Below are 17,288 nucleotides of genomic sequence, written 5' to 3'. Positions count from 1 at the left end.
TCTCAACGCCGGGTCATGAAACCCGAAAGCGCAGCAATCGCCTCGGGCGAGCGCAGCCGCTGGATAAACAATGCGGCTTCGGCCTCCACCACCTGTCGCAGTTGCTCACGATCCGGGTCCTTCATCAATTGCTTGCTGACCTGCACCGCCGCCGAGGCCAGTTGATCGAAGCGCAGCGCTACTTCCCGCGCCTTGGCCAAGGCCAGCTCGCCACTGGGCAACGCCTCGCTGGCCAGGCCCCAGACCGCCGCCTGTTCACCACTGAAGCCCTCGCCCAACAGCAGCAACTGCGCCGCTCTGGCGTGGCCGAGCAAACGCGGCAGCAACAGGCTGGAACCGAATTCCGGGCACAGCCCCAGATTGACGAACGGCATGCGCAGACGGGCATCGGCGCTGACGTACACCAGGTCGCAATGCAGCAACATCGTCGTGCCGATCCCCACGGCCGGCCCCGCCACCGCGGCAATCACCGGCTTGCGGCAATCGAGCAGGCTGCGCATGAACGCAAAGACCGGGCTGTCGAGGTTGCTCGGCGGCTCTTCGAGAAAATCGGCAATGTCATTGCCGCTGGTAAAACACTCGCTGCTGCCACAAATCAACACCGCGTTGATCTCGGGGTCGGCATCCGCTTCCCGTAGCGCTAGGCCCAACTGGCTGTACATGGCGCGGGTCAGGGCGTTCTTCTTGTCGGCACGGTTCAGGCGCAGGGTCAGCAAGCTGCCTTCGCGCTCCAGCACAATCGCGTCAGTCATGGAAACTCTCTTATTGTGGAGGCCCGGCGCTCAGGCGTGCGGCACGAACACATCGGCCAGCAGTTGATTGCGCGGCAGCCCGGCCAGGTACAGACGTTTGGCCAACGCCTCGACACTTGCCGGGGCGCCACAGAGTAGAGCCAGGGTTTGCCGGGAGACAAGCCGCAGTTTGGCCAGAAAGTCCGGCAGTTCGGCCCCGATCACGTAGTCGACGCTCAGGTTGGGGAACTGCGTGGCCAATTCGTTCAGCGCCGGCGCCAGATAATGTTCGCTGGCGTCGTGGGCCAGGTGAACCAGGCGTATCGGTCCTTCATGGCCCTGGCGCAGCGCCTCGCGCAACACCCCCCATAACGGTGCCAGGCCCGTACCGGCCGCCAGCAGCCAGAGCGGCCGGACGTGCCAGTCCGGGTCATAATGCAAAGCCCCGCCACGCAGTTCGCCCAGGCGAATCGGCGCGCCGAGCTGAAGCCGACGCGCCGCGTCGCTGAATGCACCGGGTTGCCGGCAATCGAGGTGGAACTCCAGGTAACGGTCTTCCTCGGGCAGGCTGGCCAGCGAATAAGGCCGGGCGACGCCCTGCTCCGTCCACAGCACCAGATGCTGGCCGGCGCTGTAACGCAGGGGGCGTTCGGGCAGCAGGCGCAGGCGCAGAACCGTCGGGCTCAGCCAGTCCAGCTCGACCACCGTTGCCGACAGGCCGTCACGGCGCGGATCGAAGACCTCAATCTGCAGGTCCTCGCGCACCTGGCACTGGCAAGCCAGCCGCCAGCCGCGCTCGCGCTGGGCGAAGGCCAGGGCCTCTGGCTGGTTATCCTGCGGCTCGCCCTGCACGCAACGCACCAGGCAGGTGTGGCAACTACCCGCCCGACAGCTGTAAGGCACCGCCACGCCCGCCTGGTTCAGGGCATCGAGCAGGTTGCTGCCAACGTCCACCGACCAGGTCCGCTCACCCACCCGCAACTCAGGCATCGGTGTATTCCCAAGCCGCGCAGCAGCGATTGCGCCCGTCGCGCTTGGCGCGGTACAGCGCCTGATCGGCGCGCTGCAAGGCATCGTCGAGGTCGTCGTCCACCCCCACCAGCGTCATGCCCACCGACAGGCTCAGGTTGTTCACCGCCAACCCCACCAGCTCCACCTGAGTAAAGGCCAGGCGCAAGCGCTCACAACAGGAGGTCAGGCGATCAGGGTCGGCATTGGGCAGCAGCAACACGAATTCTTCTCCACCGTAGCGCGCCAGCACATCGCCGTCGCGCACACAGGCATTGGCCACCGCGGCGAACGCCTGCAAGACCTGGTCACCGGCGGCATGCCCATGCATATCGTTGATCCGCTTGAAATGATCGAGGTCGATCAAGGCCAGGCCATGGACCACATCCGCGTCCATCAGCTCCAGCTCACGGGAAGCCAGCCGCAGGAAATGTCGTCTATTGTACAACCCGGTCAGCTCATCGGTCGCCACCAGGTCCTCCAACTGGCGCATCATCCCGCGCAGGGTGTCCTGGTGGGCCTGCAAGGCGAAGCGACGCTGGCGCATACGCAGACGGGAGGCTTGCACGTAGCTGGCGTAGAGACACAACCACAGCAGCACGACGAACAGCACGCACACCTGCAGCAACGCCAGGCCCGGGTCTGGCAACTGGAAGTGATAACCCTCCCAGAGATTGAGCGCCGCAAAGGTGAAGAACATCAAGGCCGCACAGCGTATGAACTTGCGTTGCGGCAGATGGAACATGCCGAACAGCAGCACCAGTGGGTAAAATATCAGGAATGTGCCGCGGGCTTGTTCGAGGTTGGCCATCAGGTAGGTTTGCCAACCCAGGCCTATGAGTACCTGCAGCTCGGTCAGGCTGGGATCGCGAAAATGCCGGTTGCGATTGCTGATAAACAGCCAGCCGAGTACGCCCTGACTGAGAATTACCAGGCCACTACCGATCAGGCCCGTGGTTACGCTGGCCTCATAGTGATCGGTGAAAATCGCTACCCATAGTAGCGTCAGCACCAGTAGATAGGTGCCGGCAGCCAGGGCAAAGCGTTTGCGTAACAGACTCTGTATGGCTTTATGGGTCAATCTTTGACTCACTGTGCGCTGAGGGCTCAAGGGGTTTCCTTCCCGTACAGGCCACTTGCCACTCTAGTGATCTGGCTCAAAAATAACTATTCAATTTTTTAAACTCAGACAGCTTTGTTTATACGAGTAGGCAAAAAAGGTGCCGACGTCCCTGCGACCTTGGTGTGAGCACTGACGGATGTGCCCGGCTTAAGGGCAGGTTATACTGCCGCGCCTCATTTTGTGCCGGCCATGCGTGCCCGGCTCGCCTCAAAAGATGTTTTCGACAGACCAGATGCAAACCGGTCGCAAACACCTTATTTCCATGTTCCCGTCTTTATAGAGGAGCGCGACCCATGACCGTGATCAAGCAAGACGACCTGATACAGAGCGTTGCCGACGCCCTGCAGTTCATTTCCTATTACCATCCCGTGGACTTTATCCAGGCCATGCACGAGGCCTACCTGCGGGAAGAGTCGCCGGCGGCCCGCGATTCCATGGCGCAGATCCTGATCAACTCGCGCATGTGCGCCACCGGCCACCGGCCAATCTGCCAGGACACCGGTATTGTCACCGTGTTCGTGCGCGTGGGCATGGATGTGCGCTGGGACGGTGCCACCATGGGCCTGGACGACATGATCAACGAAGGCGTGCGTCGCGCCTACAACCTGCCGGAAAACGTCCTGCGTGCTTCGATCCTGGCCGACCCGGCAGGCGCGCGCAAGAACACCAAGGACAACACCCCGGCGGTCATCCACTACTCCATCGTTCCGGGTAATACCGTGGAAGTGGACGTCGCGGCCAAGGGCGGCGGTTCCGAGAACAAATCGAAAATGGCCATGCTCAACCCATCCGACTCGATCGTCGACTGGGTGCTGAAGACTGTGCCGACCATGGGCGCCGGCTGGTGCCCACCGGGCATGCTCGGCATCGGCATCGGCGGTACTGCCGAGAAAGCCGCGGTCATGGCCAAGGAAGTGTTGATGGAGTCCATCGACATCCACGAACTGAAGAAGCGTGGTCCGTCCAACCGCATCGAAGAAATGCGCCTGGAGCTGTTCGAGAAGGTCAACCAACTGGGCATCGGCGCCCAGGGCCTGGGTGGCCTGACCACCGTGCTCGATGTGAAGATCATGGATTACCCGACTCACGCGGCGTCCCTGCCGGTGTGCATGATCCCCAACTGCGCCGCCACCCGTCACGCGCACTTCGTGCTCGACGGTTCCGGCCCGGCCTCGCTGGAAGCGCCACCGTTGGACGCCTACCCGGAAATCGTCTGGGAAGCCGGTCCGTCGGCTCGTCGCGTCAACCTCGACACCCTGACCCCGGAAGACGTGCAGAGCTGGAAGCCGGGCGAAACCGTCCTGCTCAACGGCAAGATGCTCACCGGCCGCGATGCCGCGCACAAGCGCATGGTGGAAATGCTCAACAAGGGTGAAACCTTGCCGGTGGACCTCAAGGGTCGCTTTATCTACTACGTCGGCCCGGTTGATCCGGTGCGTGAAGAAGTCGTCGGCCCAGCCGGTCCGACCACTGCAACGCGCATGGACAAATTCACCCGGCAGATCCTCGACCAGACTGGCTTGCTGGGCATGATCGGCAAATCCGAGCGCGGCCCGACCGCCATCGAAGCGATCAAGGACTACAAGGCCGTGTACCTGATGGCCGTGGGTGGCGCTGCCTACCTGGTGGCCCAGGCGATCAAGAAATCCAAGGTCGTGGCCTTTGCCGAACTGGGCATGGAAGCGATCTACGAGTTCGAGGTCAAGGACATGCCGGTGACGGTTGCTGTCGATTCCAAGGGCGAGTCGGTGCACATCACCGGTCCGGCCATCTGGCAGAAGAAGATCCACGACAGCCTGGCGGTGGAAGTGCAGTAAGCGCTTTCGTTGCAAGAATAAAGGCGGCCCGGTTGATCCGGGCCGCTTTTTTATTGCCTGCGATCTTGGGGAACAGGCGCTACCTGTAGGAGCTGGCCTCCCGGCGATGGCGCCCTTGAGCCTTGCGGTGACTGTTCGTCCGCCATCGCCGGCAAGCCAGCGCCTACATGGATCGAGGCAACCACGATACTTCGCGGCCATGCACAAACCTAGGCGTGACTGGAGGCAGGCCAGCCCTGCAAGTTGATCGGCGGACTCATAAGCCGTCGCGGCAGCCGCCGACCTTCAACCGTCAACGACGCCCTGCTCACTCGGCCTGATGCTTGTCCAGGGTCCGCAGTTTGTGTGGCAGCCCCCAGAGCAACAATGCGGCGGCGATCAGGCTGGTGATACCGATAACATACAAGGCCGGAGTCGTACTGCCGGTGAGGTCCTTGATCCGCCCAACCATCACCGGGCTGACAATGCCGCCGAACTGCCCCAGGGTATTGATCACCGCGATACCACCCGCCGCACCGGCACCCGCACCGGCCAGCAGTTTCGGCGGCAAGGTCCAGAAGGCCGGGATCGAAGCAATGATCCCGGCTCCTAGCAGGCTCAGGGCAACGACCAGCAACAAGGTGTGATCGTCAAAGATCCCCGCGCAGAAAAAGCCCACAGCCCCCAGCACCACAAGCCCACAGACAAATTTGCGGCGCTCGCCGCTGGCATCGGACAGGCGTCCGACCACCACCATGCTGATGGCGCCACAGATATAGGGGATGGCGGTGAGCAGGCCGATCATCACCGGGCTCTGGGTCCCGGCGCTGCGAATCAACTGCGGTGCCCAGAAGTTCAAGCCATAGGACGCGACCTGGATCAGGAAATAGATCAACCCCAGCGTCAGGAAACCGGGAATGCGCAGTGCCGCCAAGAGCGAACTGCCCGACTGATGCGGTTCATGCTGGGCAATGCGGCTCGACAGCAGGACCTTCTCGGCCGGCGTCAGCCAATGCGCATCGTCGATCCGATCCTTGAGCAAGGTCAGCACCAGCACCCCGAGACCGATACACGGCAGGCCGCCGAGCAGGAACAACCAGTGCCAGCCGCGCATCTGCAACACGCCGTCCAGATGCTGCAGCACCAACCCGGAGAACGGCGCGCCCACCAGCCCGGCGAACGCCGAGGCCAGAAACAGCATCGAGGTGATACGCCCGCGATAATGCTGGGGAAACCACAGGGTCAGGTAATACAGCACGCCCGGCGCGAAACCGGCCTCCATCGCGCCGATCACAAAGCGCAACGCATAGAACTGCCATTCGCTGTTGACGAACACCATCGCCGCCGTCGCCACGCCCCAGGACATCATGATCCGGGCAATCCAGCGCCGCGCACCGACCTTGTAGAGCATCATGTTGCTCGGCACTTCGAACAGCACGTAACCCACCACGAACAGCCCGGCACCCAGTCCGTAGGCGGTGTCGCTGAGACTCAGGTCGGTCTGCAACTGAAACTTGGCAAAGCTGATATTGATCCGGTCGAAGAAAGCGAACAGGTAACAGACCATGATCAGCGGCATCAGTCGCCAGGCGACCTTGCTCACCAGGGCTTTTTCGGCAGTGCGCACAACGGCGGGGCTCGCGCCCGCCTCCAGGACATTGAGACTCATGGTGTTTCTCCAGGCGGACTGCCCGCGGGTGTCCGATTGTTTTTGTTGTCTGGTACAGCGTGTCTGAAACCTTCTGCTCTATGACCCGACACTGAAATCCGGCGGCGGATGCAAATCGCAATTACGTCCGGCCTTGGCCACCTGGCCTGGCAGTTCGTGTCCAAGTAAGGCCGGCAGGCGACGGGAAATCGCCAGCAGTCTCGGCAGATCGATACCGGTCTCTATACCCATCTCGGCGCACAGGTTGACCAGGTCCTCGGTGCAGATATTGCCCGAGGCACCAGGCGCGAACGGACAGCCGCCGAGGCCGCCGACCGCCGCGTCAAAACGTCGGGCACCGACCTCGTACGCGGCCAGCACATTGCACAGCCCGAGGCCACGGGTGTTGTGAAAATGCAGGGTCAAGGCTTCGGCCGGCAAGCGGCCCAACACGCGCTTGACCAGCCGCTGGACCTGGCGCGGATTGGCCATTCCAGTGGTGTCGGCCAGGGTGATGCCCTGTATGCCCATCTCCAGATAGGTGTCGACGATCCGCAGGACGCGGTCTTCGTCGATCACACCTTCGAACGGACAACCGAAGGTGGTGGCGATGCTCGCATTCAGCAGCAGCGTCTCCCCGCGAACCCGCTCCAGTACCGTGCCGAAGGCGGCCAGCGACGCCTCGCAACTCATGCGCATATTGGCCCGGTTGTGGGTCTGGCTGGCGGACATCACCAGGTTCAACTCATCGGCCCCGGCCGCCAACGCCCGCTCGGCGCCTTTCAGATTCGGTACCAGGGCCACGTAGATCACACCCGCCTGGCGACGGATACCGCGGAAGACTTCTTCCCCGTCACGCAACGCCGGGATCGCCTTGGGCGAAACAAAAGAGCCGCCTTCGATCCGCGAAAAGCCTGCCAACGACAGCTCATCGATCAAGGCAATCTTGTCGACGGTTTCGACCCAGCTCGGTTCGATCTGCAAGCCGTCCCGTGGCGAGACTTCCTGGACGATCAGCCGCTCGGAAAAATCGCTGATCATTGCACCACCCCTTCGGCTTTCAGCCGTTCGATATCGGCGCAGGTCAGCCCCAGGCCGTCGAGAATGTCATGGGTATCCTGCCCCAGGCTCGGCCCCTGCCAGTTGATCACACCCGGGGTCTCGGAGAGTTTCGGCACGATCCCCGGCATTTTCACTTTGACGCCGCCCGGCAATTGCGCATCGAGCAACATGTCACGGGCCTGGTAATGGGGATCGGCGACGATATCGGCGACGGAATAAATCCGCCCGGCCGGCACCTCCGCATCCTGCAAGGCAACCAGTACCGCATCGATCGGCAGGCTGCTGGTCCAGTGGGTGATCGCTGCGTCCAGCAACCCGCTTTGCGCCGCCCGGCCATCGTTGTGGGCGAACTGCGGTGCCTCGGCCAGATCGGCACGGCCAATCACCTGCATCAGACGCTTGTAGATGGGGTCGCTGTTGCCGGCGATCACCACATAGGCACCGTCAGCCGTCAGATAGGTATTGGACGGCGCGATACCAGGCAAGGCGCCGCCCGTACGCTCACGGACATGGCCGAGCAAATCGTATTCCGGCACCAGGCTTTCCATCACATTGAACACGCTTTCGGCCAGCGAGACATCGACCACCTGCCCCTCGCCCTGCCTGGTCTTGACCCGCAACAGCGACATCAAGGCACCGATCACCCCGTGCAACGATGCCAGGGAATCACCGAGGCTGACGCCGACCCGCGCCGGCGGCGAGCCGGGCGTACCGGTGGTGTAGCGAATCCCGCCCATGGCCTCGCCGATGGCGCCAAAGCCGGGACGGTCGCGATAGGGGCCGGTCTGGCCGTAGCCGGAAATGCGCACCAGGGTCAGCTTGGGGTTGAGGGCATGCAGCACATCCCAGCCCAGGCCAAGTTTCTCCAGGGCGCCGGGACGCAGGTTCTCGATCAGCACATCGGCACTGGCGGCCAGTTGCTTGACCAACTCGATGCCTTGCGCGGACTTGAGGTTCAGCGCCAGGGATTTCTTGTTCCGCGACTGCAGGTACCACCAGAGCGATGTGCCTTCGTGGAGCTTTCGCCATTTGCGAAGCGGGTCGCCCTGGCCGATGGATTCGATCTTGATCACCTCGGCGCCGAACTCGCCGAGCATACGGGCCGCAAAGGGTGCCGCAATCAGCGTGCCGATCTCGATCACCTTGATTCCGCTCAGAGGAGCAGTCATCGCCGGTACCTCACTTTCTTGGAATTTGTAACCAAGGTAGTGGAGCACGGGGTGATGAATCCAACCTTCACTCGGCAAGGTGCGTTCGCGAAACGAGAAAGCTCAGGAGGGAGCGCTCAAGTGCTCGAACAGCAAGCGACTCACCGGCGACAGCGCCGCCTGATCCCGGGCCACCAGGATCAGGCGGCGCGCCGACCATTCGTCATTGAGCTGCACCGCGTGCAAGCCCAAAGCCCGACCGAACAACTCATAGGCCTTCAAGGGCAGGATGCCAATTCCCATGTTCGCCTGGACCATCCGGCACATGGCATCGAATCCCGGGACATGGATCCGCAAGCGCAATACCTTTCCCGCCGCCCGAGCCGCCGCATGGGTACGCATATTGATCGAGCTGGCCGAGTGCAGGCCGACGTAGTCGCTGTCCAGGGTATCGGCAAACGCCAGGGACTGCCGGTCGGCCAGCGAGTGGTCGGGACGCATCAGCACCACCAACTGATCCTGCCGGTACAGCACGCTGGGCAAGCCGCGCACATCGGTGTCGCTGGAGCAGACACCAAGATCCGCCACGCCGTCGAGCACGCCTTGCACCACGCCGTTGCTGGGGCGCTCTTCAAGGTCGACCTTGACTTGCGGATGACACTCGGAAAAATCCCGCAGGTCTTCCGGCAGAAACTGGATGATCGCCGAAAGATTGGCCAGCATTCGCACATAACCGCGTATGCCCTGGGTGTGCTCACCCAGCTCCAGGCCCATTTTCTCGACGTTGAACAACATCTGCCGGGCGTGATGCAGCAGGGTTTCCCCGGCCGGCGTCAAGGCCATGCCTTTGGCCTGGCGCACGAACAACCCGACACCCAGCGCCTCTTCCAGCTCCATGAGGCGCTTGCTCGCCGCCGACACGGCGATGGCCTCGCGGGCCGCCGCCCGGGTCAAGGTCCCTTCTTCATGCACGGCGACAAACAGTTGCAGGGTGATCAGGTCCAGGCGGCGGATCAGGCTTTTTTGCAGCATCGCGGGCTCGCTGGCGAATCAATCGGAGTCTTGAGGATATCGCCCTTTCAGCCCCTTGCTGAGAGTTGATTGATCGCCTTGGGATCGAGAATCGGCTGTGGCCCACCGTTTCGGGCCACCGCCAGCATCGCCCGGCCAACGGTTTCGGTGGTCTGGATGGTGTCCGGCCACAACCGCCGCAGCAAGCTTATCAGCGGTCCGGCGAGGCTGTAGACCGCTTGATAGAGCGGGGTCTTGGAACGCACCCCGTGCAGCGGCTGGATCGCACCGGGACGCATCAGGTACACCGCCTTGAACGGCAACCGTTGCAAGGCATTCTCGGTGCGCCCCTTGACCCGCGCCCACATGCTGCGGCCCTTCTCACTGCTGTCGGTGCCCGCCCCCGTGACATAGACAAAGGTCATGTCCGGATTGAGCCGCGCCAAGGTCTCGGCCGCGGCCAGCGTCAGGTCGTAGGTCACCCGGGTGTACTGCGCCTCATCCAGGCCCACCACCGAAACACCCAGGCAGAAGAAGCAGGCATCGAAGCCCTGCAACTCGGCCTCGATGTCCTGGTAGTTGAACAGGTCGGCGTGCACCACCTGGCTGAGTTTCGGATCGGCCTGGGTCACCGGCGTACGGCCAATGACCCGCACCTGCTGCACATCGTCCGCCAGCAGGCATTCACGCAATACACCCTGGCCGACCATGCCGGTGGCACCGAACAACAAGACTTTCATGGGCGACCTCTCAATGGGTTGGAAATGCCGGCAGCTCGGCAGGTGCACTGTAGTCGGCGGCGCGACTGACCTCCAGCCAACGCGTCGCCGCCTCGGCACGTGCGCTCTCGGCCTGCTCGCAATACTGCAAGGCATCGTTGCCGATCAACAGGTGCAGCGGCAGTTGCTCGTGATAGGCCAGCTTCAGCAGAATCCGCGCAATCCGATCAGGATCGCTCGGCTCATTGCCGGCGTAGGTACCGAGCAACTCCTGGATCGCACCGACGCTAGGCAGGTAGTCGTCGAGAATCGTGGGTGCGCCCTGCCCGGCCCGCACCGCCCAGTTGGTGCGCATGCCACCCGGCTCCACGGCACAGATCTTGATCCCCAAATGCGCCACTTCCTGCGCCACCACCTCGGTAAAACCACCCACCGCCCACTTCGCCGCCTGATAGGCGCTGAGCCCGGGCATGCCCAGACGCCCACCCACGGAGGAAATCTGCAGGATGTGCCCGCTGCGTTGCGCGCGCATCACCGGCAATGCGGCCCGAGTCAGGTTGACCACGCCGAAGAAATTGGTCTCGACCTCGGCACGGAATGCCTCTGCCTCGGTCTGCTCGAACGGCGCGAGATGACCGTAACCGGCGTTGTTGACCAGCACGTCGAGTCGACCAAAGGTATCGACCGCCACCTTCACCGCCGCTTCAGCCGCCGCCGCGTCCGTCACATCCAGGGCCACGACCCTCAGCTGATCGCCATAACGCGCCAGCAGATCATCCAAACGCTGCGGCTCACGCGCCGTCGCCACCAGGCGCTCCCCTGCCGCCAGCACCGCCTCGGCGATATTGCGACCCAGGCCACTGGCACTTCCCGTAATCAACCAGACTTTAGACATGCTTGTACTCCTTACGATTATTGAGTGAGCACTCACTCATTTTAAATGCAAAACGTCAATACAAAAAAAGCCTCGCCTACTCCTTGGCGGTGGCACTCCAGAACGCCTGGAAACCGGCTTCGGCATACCGCTCGGCCTGATCGGGTTCACGGCGGATAAAATCAATGGTGGTATCGGCCAGGGCGCCCATGATCGCCGAAACAAAGGCTGCTGGCTGGTCACGGAACAGGCCGCTGGCAATGCTTTCCTGCATCATGTCGTTGACCTCGCAGAAATCCTGCATGCCGGCCAGCTTGCTCTGTTCGGTGACCTGCGCGGACATCCCGAGCAAGGCCACCACCTTGCGCTTGTGCGGCTCGGCCACGCCCCAGTCGACATAGCGCTGCCAGGCATGCCGGGCGCGCTTCTTCACCGTTTCAGTGCGCGGGTAGCCGGGCATCATCACGTCGCGCAACTCAGCCTTGATGTGCAGATAGAGTTCGTTGAGCAGCACGTCCTTGGAACTGAAGTAGTTGAACAGCGTGCCCTCGGCGACCCCGGCAAGCCGGGCGATCTTCAGCGTCGGACAACCCAGGCCCTGTTCGGCGAACACCTCGATGGCGGCGCTGAGGATGGCGTTGCGTTTGTCTTCACTTTTCGGGCGGGCCATGGGGAACAGCGTTCAACTTATAAATGAGTAATCACTCAATTAAACTCGCATGAACACCTATTTGCAAGCCCGCTGGTCGTGACAGCGCCCTCCCCGACCGGGGAAGGCGCTGGGTGCTGGGGTTTTGCTTCAGAACGCGCTGCGGAAGATCTCTTCGATCTGCCGCTGATCCGCCGCCCGTGGGTTGGTCAGGCCGCAAGCGTCCTTCAAGGCATTGGTGGCGAGGATCGGGATGTCCTGCAACTTGGCACCCAGCTCCCGCAGACCGGCAGGGATCTCGACATCCTTGGCCAGGCTGCGAATCGCCGCGATGGCCGCCTGGGCCCCCTCCTCGGCGCTCATGCCCTGGATGTCGGCACCCAGCGCCTTGGCCACATCGCTCAAGCGCTGCGGGCAGACCAGCGCGTTGAAACTCTGCACATGGGGCAGCAGCACCGCATTGCACACGCCATGGGGCAAGTCGTAGAAACCGCCCAACTGGTGCGCCATGGCATGCACGAAGCCCAGCGAAGCATTGTTGAACGCCATGCCCGCGAGGAACTGCGCGTAGGCCATGCTTTCCCGGGCCTGCAGATCGGCGCCATCAAACACCGCCTGACGCAGGTTGACACTGATCAGTTCAATGGCCTTGATCGCGCAGGCATCGGTGATCGGCGTCGCCGCCGTCGAAACATAGGCCTCGATGGCATGGGTCAGGGCGTCCATGCCGGTAGCGGCGGTCAACCCCTTGGGCATGGCGACCATCAGTGCCGGGTCGTTGACCGACAGCAACGGCGTGACGTTGCGGTCGACAATCGCCATTTTCACATGGCGCGATTCGTCGGTGATGATGCAGAAACGGGTCATCTCGCTGGCGGTGCCGGCGGTGGTGTTGATGGCCACCAACGGCAGTTGCGGTTTGGCCGAACGGTCGACGCCTTCGTAGTCGCGGATATGTCCACCATTGGTGGCGCACAGGGCAATGCCCTTGGCGCAGTCATGGGGCGAGCCGCCTCCCAGGGACACGACAAAATCGCACTGAGCAGCCTTGAGTGCCGCCAGCCCTTTCTCGACGTTGTCGATGTTGGGGTTCGGCTTGGCGCCATCGAACAGCGCCGAGTCGATGTCCTGCATCGCCAGCAGGCCGGCAATCCGTGCGGCGACACCGGCCTTGGCCAGCCCCGCGTCGGTAACGATCAGCGCTTTGCGAAAACCATGCTTGCGAATCGCGCTCATGGCTTCGTCCAGGCAATCAATGCCCATGATATTCACGGCGGGGATGAAAAATGTGCTGCTCACGGTAAGCCTTCCTTTAGCTGACGGACTCCCCTCAGCTTCAGTCGAAGACCCACCGCCTACCTTGACCTGGCGCAAGGAAATCGCGCATCCGAACCACCGTTCGTCAGCCGCCGTTTATCTGGATCAGCCCACGTCGGCGATAAGTTTCGATATCGACGCCATGAGCCCCGGACGAACAGACCTGGCGAATCGCATACGGCCGGCCCATGGCATCGAACGGGCTGGCAGCCAGATCGATGACCCTCTCCGGACAGCGCCGCTTGTCCGCCCCGAGCACACGCAACAGGCGCGGCTTGAGTCGATTGCAAGCTGGAGCACCGAGAATGATCGCCACTTCGTCATTGGTCATCTCGACGATTTCGCCACTGGGGTACAGGCCGATCATGCGCACGAAGGCATTGACGATCTGCTCATCGAAATGGCTGTTGGCCGCTTTGAACAGAATGCGCAGGGATTCAAGGGTCGAACGGCCCTTGCTGTAGACCCGGTCGCTGCTGATGGCGTCATAGGCGTCGGTCACCGCGACGATCCGCGCATAAAACGGAATCGCCTCGGCATTCAAGCCGTGGGGATAGCCCGCCCCATCGACGCGCTCATGGTGCGAAAGCACCACATCGAGCGCCGTCAACGGTACGCCGACCTGGCTGACGAGCAAGGTATAGCCTTCCAGAGGGTGGCTTTTCATGATGGCGTATTCTTGCTCGGACAACGCCGACGGCTTGTTCAGGATTTCCCCGGGCACCTTGAGCTTGCCGACATCGTGGAGCATGGCGCCGACCCCGATCTGCTCCAGCTCCATGGCCGGCAACCCCAGTTCGCGGCCCAGGGCAATGGACAGCATCGCCACCCGCAGCGAATGCTCGGCGGTGTAATCGTCCTGAAACTTGATTCGGGTCAGCCAGAGCAAGGCCGAGGGGTTGCGCAGGATACTGTCGACACAGTCCTTGACCACGGCTTTCACCGCGCCGACCTGAATCGGCTCGCCCAGTTCCACGGCCTCGAGGATGCGCCAGGACTGCGCCTGCGCTGCCCCCCAGGAAAGCTCGGCCTGGGCCATTTCAACATTGAAGTCGACCGATTCGGCGAGCGCCTTGCATTCAAGCGGGGCCTCGACCGTCGGCGCACAAGCCCCGGAGGCACTGGCGATATCCACCCAGGCATACGCGCAGTTCTCGCGCAGCAACCGCAGTTCTTCCTCACGGCGGATGCGGAACTCACGAAACGAAAAAGTGGTTTCTTCCCACGGTCGGTCCAGCGCTTCGATCTGCATGCCAATGGCCAGCCGGGCCACGTCGATCTTGATACAGCCTTTGCAAATATCCGGGTCCATTTCACGTCTCCGAACGGATGCGTCAAATAAAGAGTCCAGGGCAAGCGCCGAGGCCTCAGATCGAGAACTGCGTGACCACCTGGTTCAACTCCACCGCCAGCTTGGACAGCTCTTGACTGGCGGCCAGTGTCTGGTTCGCCGCCGATGAGCTCTGGATCGACAGATCGCGGATACTGACCAAGTTCTGGTCCACCGACCGGGCGACCTGGGCCTGCTCCTCGGAAGCGGTCGCGATCATCAGATTGCGGTCGTTGATCTCACTGATGGCGAGGGCAATCTCGGACAAGGCCGAACCGGCTTCGTGAGCAATCAACAGGGTCTTGCCGGCCTCCTCATTGCTACGTTGCATCGAGATCACGGCCTGCCCGGTACCGGTCTGGATGGCGCCGATCATCTGCTCGATTTCCTGGGTCGAGACCTGGGTACGGTGCGCCAGGGCCCGCACCTCATCGGCGACCACGGCAAAGCCGCGGCCCTGCTCACCGGCCCGGGCGGCCTCGATGGCGGCATTGAGCGCCAGCAGGTTGGTCTGTTCGGCGATGGCCCGGATCACATCCAGCACCTTACTGATGCTCTGGGCTTGCTGCGCCAGGGATTCGACTTCCTGCCCGGTGGCCTTGACCGTCGAACTCAGGGTTTCGATAGAGGCAATCGTCTGGTGCACACGATCTGCCCCGGTACGGGTCGAACGCTCGGAACGCTGGGTGGACTCTGACGCCGACACCGCATTGCGCGCCACTTCCTCGACCGCCGCGGTCATTTCATTAACCGCCGTGGCGGCCTGGTCGGTCTCCAGGCTCTGGCGTTGAATACCGCGATTGGACTCATCGGTGACCGCGCTCATTTCTTCCGCGGCCGACGCCAACTGCGCGGAGGAGTTGCTGATATGTCGAAGGGTGTTTTTCAGGCTGGTCTGCATCGCGGCAGTCGAGGCCTGCAACTCGGCCAGCTCATCCTTGCCGTCCACCAGTACCTCGGTGCGCAGGTTGCCCTCGGCAATTTTCCGGGTCGAGACCAGCAACAAGCGCAGCGGACCGGTCAGGCTGCGGGTAAAGACAATCGCCAGTACGACAGTCAAGACGCAGGAAATGGCGATGATGGCGATGGTCAAATAAAAACCGCCGTCGAACTGCTGCTGGGCGGTGATGCCGGACTGCAGGGCGCCATCGTCATTGATTTTTTCCAGCGCCTCGATGCTGGTTTGCAGATCGTTGGCCAAGGGCGGCATGACGGTATTGAGCAAGCCGATCGCCGCTTCGGAGCTCTTCTCGCTGGCGGTCTGCAGCACCTCGTCGAGCTTCTGCTCATAGGCGCTGGCCTTGCGCTGCACCCCCTCGTAAGCCGTTTGCTCCTCGGGGCTTGAGACCAACGGCGCATAGACCTTGAGCTGCTGGTCGAGTGTGCCCTTGAGTTCGTGGATACGTGCGGCTTCGTTCTGTTTCATCTGGGCATCGGTAGCCGTGACCAACCGAAAACTCTCCAGACGCATCCGATAGACGGTCAACTCGATCCGCCCGGCCTGTCGCAGGCTGGCCATCCAGTTGTCCTGCAAATCGACCGCTGCCTCACGAATCAGATGCATTTTCCATAACGCCAAAAAGCCCAAGGTAATCAACAGCAGCGTGACAAAGGCAAAACTCAGAAAAGCACGTGTGGCTATTTTCAGGTTTCTGACTGACATATCGATCACCTTTTCTTATGGCATTCCATTGCATTGGAAAAAACACCCCAAAAAGATGTCATGACGATATCACCGCAACAGGCGACCCGTGAAAATATCGTAGCGGGCAAATGAGGGCCTTACCCAACAAACCCCGTGTTAAAGTTTGCCGTTGATCCTCCTTAGATTTGGCAACCGACGAATGGCGACGATGGAATTCCAGGTATTTGATACAGCGTTAGAAGACTGGAGCGCCTTGCGTGCCGAAATCCCCTGCAGCGGCCTGTTGATCGGCAACGGCGCAAGCCGGGCGATGTGGCAGGCGTTTGCCTACGATTCGCTGTTCGAACTGGCCCAGACCACCCGCAACCGTCCGCTGGGGCTCAGCGAGCTGGCGGTGTTCAAGGCCCTGGAAACCAGCAACTTCGAACAGGCGCTCAGCGCCCTGAAGAGCACCATCCGGGTCAATGCGGCGCTGACCATCAGTTCGTCGTCGCCGCGCAATCGCTACTTCGCGATCAAGGAAGCGCTGATCCATGCGATACGTTCGGTGCATATCCCCTGGAAGCTCGTGCAACCCGAGAGCCTGGCGCGGATCAATGCCGAGTTGAGTCGCTACCGCACGCTCTACTCGAGCAACTACGACCTGCTTGCCTACTGGGCGATCATGCAGGCGCCCGAGGCGTTCGACGACCTGTTCCGCACTGACGACTTGACCTTCGAGCTGGGCGACACCGATGCCCGCAGTACCCGCATCCTCTACCTGCACGGCGGCTTGCACCTGGTAAAGCACCTTGACGGCAGCACCCGCAAGCTGACCTCTTCGGAAAGTACCCTGCTGGGCAGTTTCGCGATCAATACCCTGGGCGATGTGCCGTTGTTCGTCAGCGAGGGGAATGCCCAGGACAAGCTCAAGGCGATCCGTCATTCGGATTACCTGTCGTACTGCTACGGACAACTGGCCGGGCATCAGGGGGCCCTGTGCATCTTCGGCCACAACCTCGGCGAGCAGGACCGGCATATCGTCCAGGCCCTGCTGGATGCGCGGATCAAGACCCTGGCGATTTCGATCTACCCGCGCAGTCAGGCGTTTATCCAACATCAGAAGCGCCACTTCAGCCAGTTGTTCGAGGGCCGGGAGGTGACGCTGCGCTTTTTCGATGCCAAGAGCCATCCGCTGGGCAACCCGCAGTTGCAGATCAACCCCGAGGCCTGAGATAGCCACCCGAT

General features: G+C 62.1%; 15 protein-coding genes. 2 read left to right on the top strand and 13 right to left on the bottom strand.

What is annotated here, in order from left to right; genetic code table 11:
- Window positions 1-2: 2 nt before the first annotated feature.
- Genes AC07T0_RS01825 through AC07T0_RS01815 form a run of 3 tightly spaced genes read right to left on the bottom strand, consistent with a single transcriptional unit; the run spans window position 3 to window position 2,820 of the window.
- Window positions 3-752 (bottom strand): enoyl-CoA hydratase, encoded by a 750-nt coding sequence (locus AC07T0_RS01825; protein WP_494999588.1) that lies wholly within the window; start codon window positions 750-752, stop codon window positions 3-5.
- Window positions 753-782: 30 nt separating this feature from the next.
- A complete protein-coding gene (locus AC07T0_RS01820) occupies window positions 783-1,721 on the bottom strand; it encodes an iron-sulfur-binding ferredoxin reductase (RefSeq protein WP_494999587.1) in 939 nt (312 codons plus the stop codon).
- Window positions 1,714-2,820 (bottom strand): GGDEF domain-containing protein, encoded by a 1,107-nt coding sequence (locus tag AC07T0_RS01815; RefSeq protein WP_494999586.1) that lies wholly within the window; start codon window positions 2,818-2,820, stop codon window positions 1,714-1,716. Before AC07T0_RS01815 ends, AC07T0_RS01820 begins: the two co-directional genes overlap by 8 nt.
- Before the next feature lie 335 nt (window positions 2,821-3,155).
- On the opposite strand from AC07T0_RS01815, the gene AC07T0_RS01810 reads away from it, so the two are divergent.
- Entirely contained in the window at window positions 3,156-4,679 is a 1,524-nt protein-coding gene (locus AC07T0_RS01810) for a fumarate hydratase (RefSeq protein ID WP_100938784.1), read from the top strand.
- Between the two features lie 307 nt (window positions 4,680-4,986).
- Here the strand turns inward: AC07T0_RS01810 and AC07T0_RS01805 are convergent, their stop codons facing one another.
- The 10 genes from AC07T0_RS01805 to AC07T0_RS01760 form a co-directional block, all read right to left on the bottom strand.
- On the bottom strand, window positions 4,987-6,327 hold the full coding sequence (locus AC07T0_RS01805; RefSeq protein ID WP_494999585.1) for an MFS transporter: 1,341 nt from the start codon (window positions 6,325-6,327) through the stop codon (window positions 4,987-4,989).
- Between the two features lie 78 nt (window positions 6,328-6,405).
- Window positions 6,406-7,347 (bottom strand): hydroxymethylglutaryl-CoA lyase, encoded by a 942-nt coding sequence (locus tag AC07T0_RS01800; protein ID WP_494999584.1) that lies wholly within the window; start codon window positions 7,345-7,347, stop codon window positions 6,406-6,408.
- Window positions 7,344-8,537 (bottom strand): CaiB/BaiF CoA transferase family protein, encoded by a 1,194-nt coding sequence (locus AC07T0_RS01795; RefSeq protein WP_494999583.1) that lies wholly within the window; start codon window positions 8,535-8,537, stop codon window positions 7,344-7,346. The genes AC07T0_RS01800 and AC07T0_RS01795 overlap by 4 nt, the downstream gene beginning before the upstream one ends.
- 102 nt (window positions 8,538-8,639) lie before the next feature.
- Window positions 8,640-9,548: a LysR family transcriptional regulator gene (locus AC07T0_RS01790; RefSeq protein ID WP_494999582.1), complete on the bottom strand. Its 909-nt coding sequence runs from the start codon at window positions 9,546-9,548 to the stop codon at window positions 8,640-8,642.
- 47 nt (window positions 9,549-9,595) lie between these two features.
- On the bottom strand, window positions 9,596-10,267 hold the full coding sequence (locus AC07T0_RS01785; protein ID WP_494999581.1) for an NAD(P)H-binding protein: 672 nt from the start codon (window positions 10,265-10,267) through the stop codon (window positions 9,596-9,598).
- A 10-nt stretch (window positions 10,268-10,277) separates the two neighbouring features.
- Window positions 10,278-11,141 (bottom strand): SDR family NAD(P)-dependent oxidoreductase, encoded by an 864-nt coding sequence (locus tag AC07T0_RS01780; protein WP_494999580.1) that lies wholly within the window; start codon window positions 11,139-11,141, stop codon window positions 10,278-10,280.
- A gap of 76 nt (window positions 11,142-11,217) precedes the next feature.
- Window positions 11,218-11,790, bottom strand: a complete 573-nt coding sequence (locus AC07T0_RS01775; RefSeq protein WP_494999579.1) for a TetR/AcrR family transcriptional regulator — start codon at window positions 11,788-11,790, stop codon at window positions 11,218-11,220.
- A 129-nt stretch (window positions 11,791-11,919) separates the two neighbouring features.
- Window positions 11,920-13,068 (bottom strand): L-threonine dehydrogenase, encoded by a 1,149-nt coding sequence (gene yiaY, locus AC07T0_RS01770; RefSeq protein ID WP_494999578.1) that lies wholly within the window; start codon window positions 13,066-13,068, stop codon window positions 11,920-11,922.
- A 103-nt stretch (window positions 13,069-13,171) separates the two neighbouring features.
- A complete protein-coding gene (locus AC07T0_RS01765; RefSeq protein ID WP_494999577.1) occupies window positions 13,172-14,398 on the bottom strand; it encodes an HD-GYP domain-containing protein in 1,227 nt (408 codons plus the stop codon).
- Window positions 14,399-14,453: 55 nt separating this feature from the next.
- Complete coding sequence (locus AC07T0_RS01760; protein ID WP_494999576.1) at window positions 14,454-16,079, bottom strand: methyl-accepting chemotaxis protein; 1,626 nt, start codon at window positions 16,077-16,079, stop codon at window positions 14,454-14,456.
- Window positions 16,080-16,269: 190 nt separating this feature from the next.
- Between AC07T0_RS01760 and AC07T0_RS01755 the strand changes: the two genes are divergently transcribed.
- Window positions 16,270-17,274 (top strand): DUF4917 family protein, encoded by a 1,005-nt coding sequence (locus AC07T0_RS01755; protein WP_494999873.1) that lies wholly within the window; start codon window positions 16,270-16,272, stop codon window positions 17,272-17,274.
- The last annotated feature ends 14 nt before the right edge of the window (window positions 17,275-17,288 follow it).

The sequence above is a fragment of the Pseudomonas sp. GW821-FHT04D07 genome (assembly GCF_059420225.1).
Note: the sequence above shows the minus strand (reverse complement) of the source record. Positions and strands in the feature narration are given on the sequence as shown.

Bases quoted from the DNA above. Each gene is read 5' to 3' on its own strand.
- AC07T0_RS01795 (WP_494999583.1), bottom strand. From the start codon at position 8,537: ATGACTGCTCCTCTGAGCGGAATCAAGGTGATCGAGATCGGCACGCTG.
- AC07T0_RS01825 (WP_494999588.1), bottom strand. From the start codon at position 752: ATGACTGACGCGATTGTGCTGGAGCGCGAAGGCAGCTTGCTGACCCTG.
- AC07T0_RS01760 (WP_494999576.1), bottom strand. From the start codon at position 16,079: ATGTCAGTCAGAAACCTGAAAATAGCCACACGTGCTTTTCTGAGTTTT.
- AC07T0_RS01765 (WP_494999577.1), bottom strand. From the start codon at position 14,398: ATGGACCCGGATATTTGCAAAGGCTGTATCAAGATCGACGTGGCCCGG.
- AC07T0_RS01780 (WP_494999580.1), bottom strand. From the start codon at position 11,141: ATGTCTAAAGTCTGGTTGATTACGGGAAGTGCCAGTGGCCTGGGTCGC.
- AC07T0_RS01790 (WP_494999582.1), bottom strand. From the start codon at position 9,548: ATGCTGCAAAAAAGCCTGATCCGCCGCCTGGACCTGATCACCCTGCAA.
- AC07T0_RS01810 (WP_100938784.1), top strand. From the start codon at position 3,156: ATGACCGTGATCAAGCAAGACGACCTGATACAGAGCGTTGCCGACGCC.
- AC07T0_RS01805 (WP_494999585.1), bottom strand. From the start codon at position 6,327: ATGAGTCTCAATGTCCTGGAGGCGGGCGCGAGCCCCGCCGTTGTGCGC.
- AC07T0_RS01775 (WP_494999579.1), bottom strand. From the start codon at position 11,790: ATGGCCCGCCCGAAAAGTGAAGACAAACGCAACGCCATCCTCAGCGCC.
- AC07T0_RS01755 (WP_494999873.1), top strand. From the start codon at position 16,270: ATGGAATTCCAGGTATTTGATACAGCGTTAGAAGACTGGAGCGCCTTG.
- AC07T0_RS01800 (WP_494999584.1), bottom strand. From the start codon at position 7,347: ATGATCAGCGATTTTTCCGAGCGGCTGATCGTCCAGGAAGTCTCGCCA.
- AC07T0_RS01785 (WP_494999581.1), bottom strand. From the start codon at position 10,267: ATGAAAGTCTTGTTGTTCGGTGCCACCGGCATGGTCGGCCAGGGTGTA.
- AC07T0_RS01820 (WP_494999587.1), bottom strand. From the start codon at position 1,721: ATGCCTGAGTTGCGGGTGGGTGAGCGGACCTGGTCGGTGGACGTTGGC.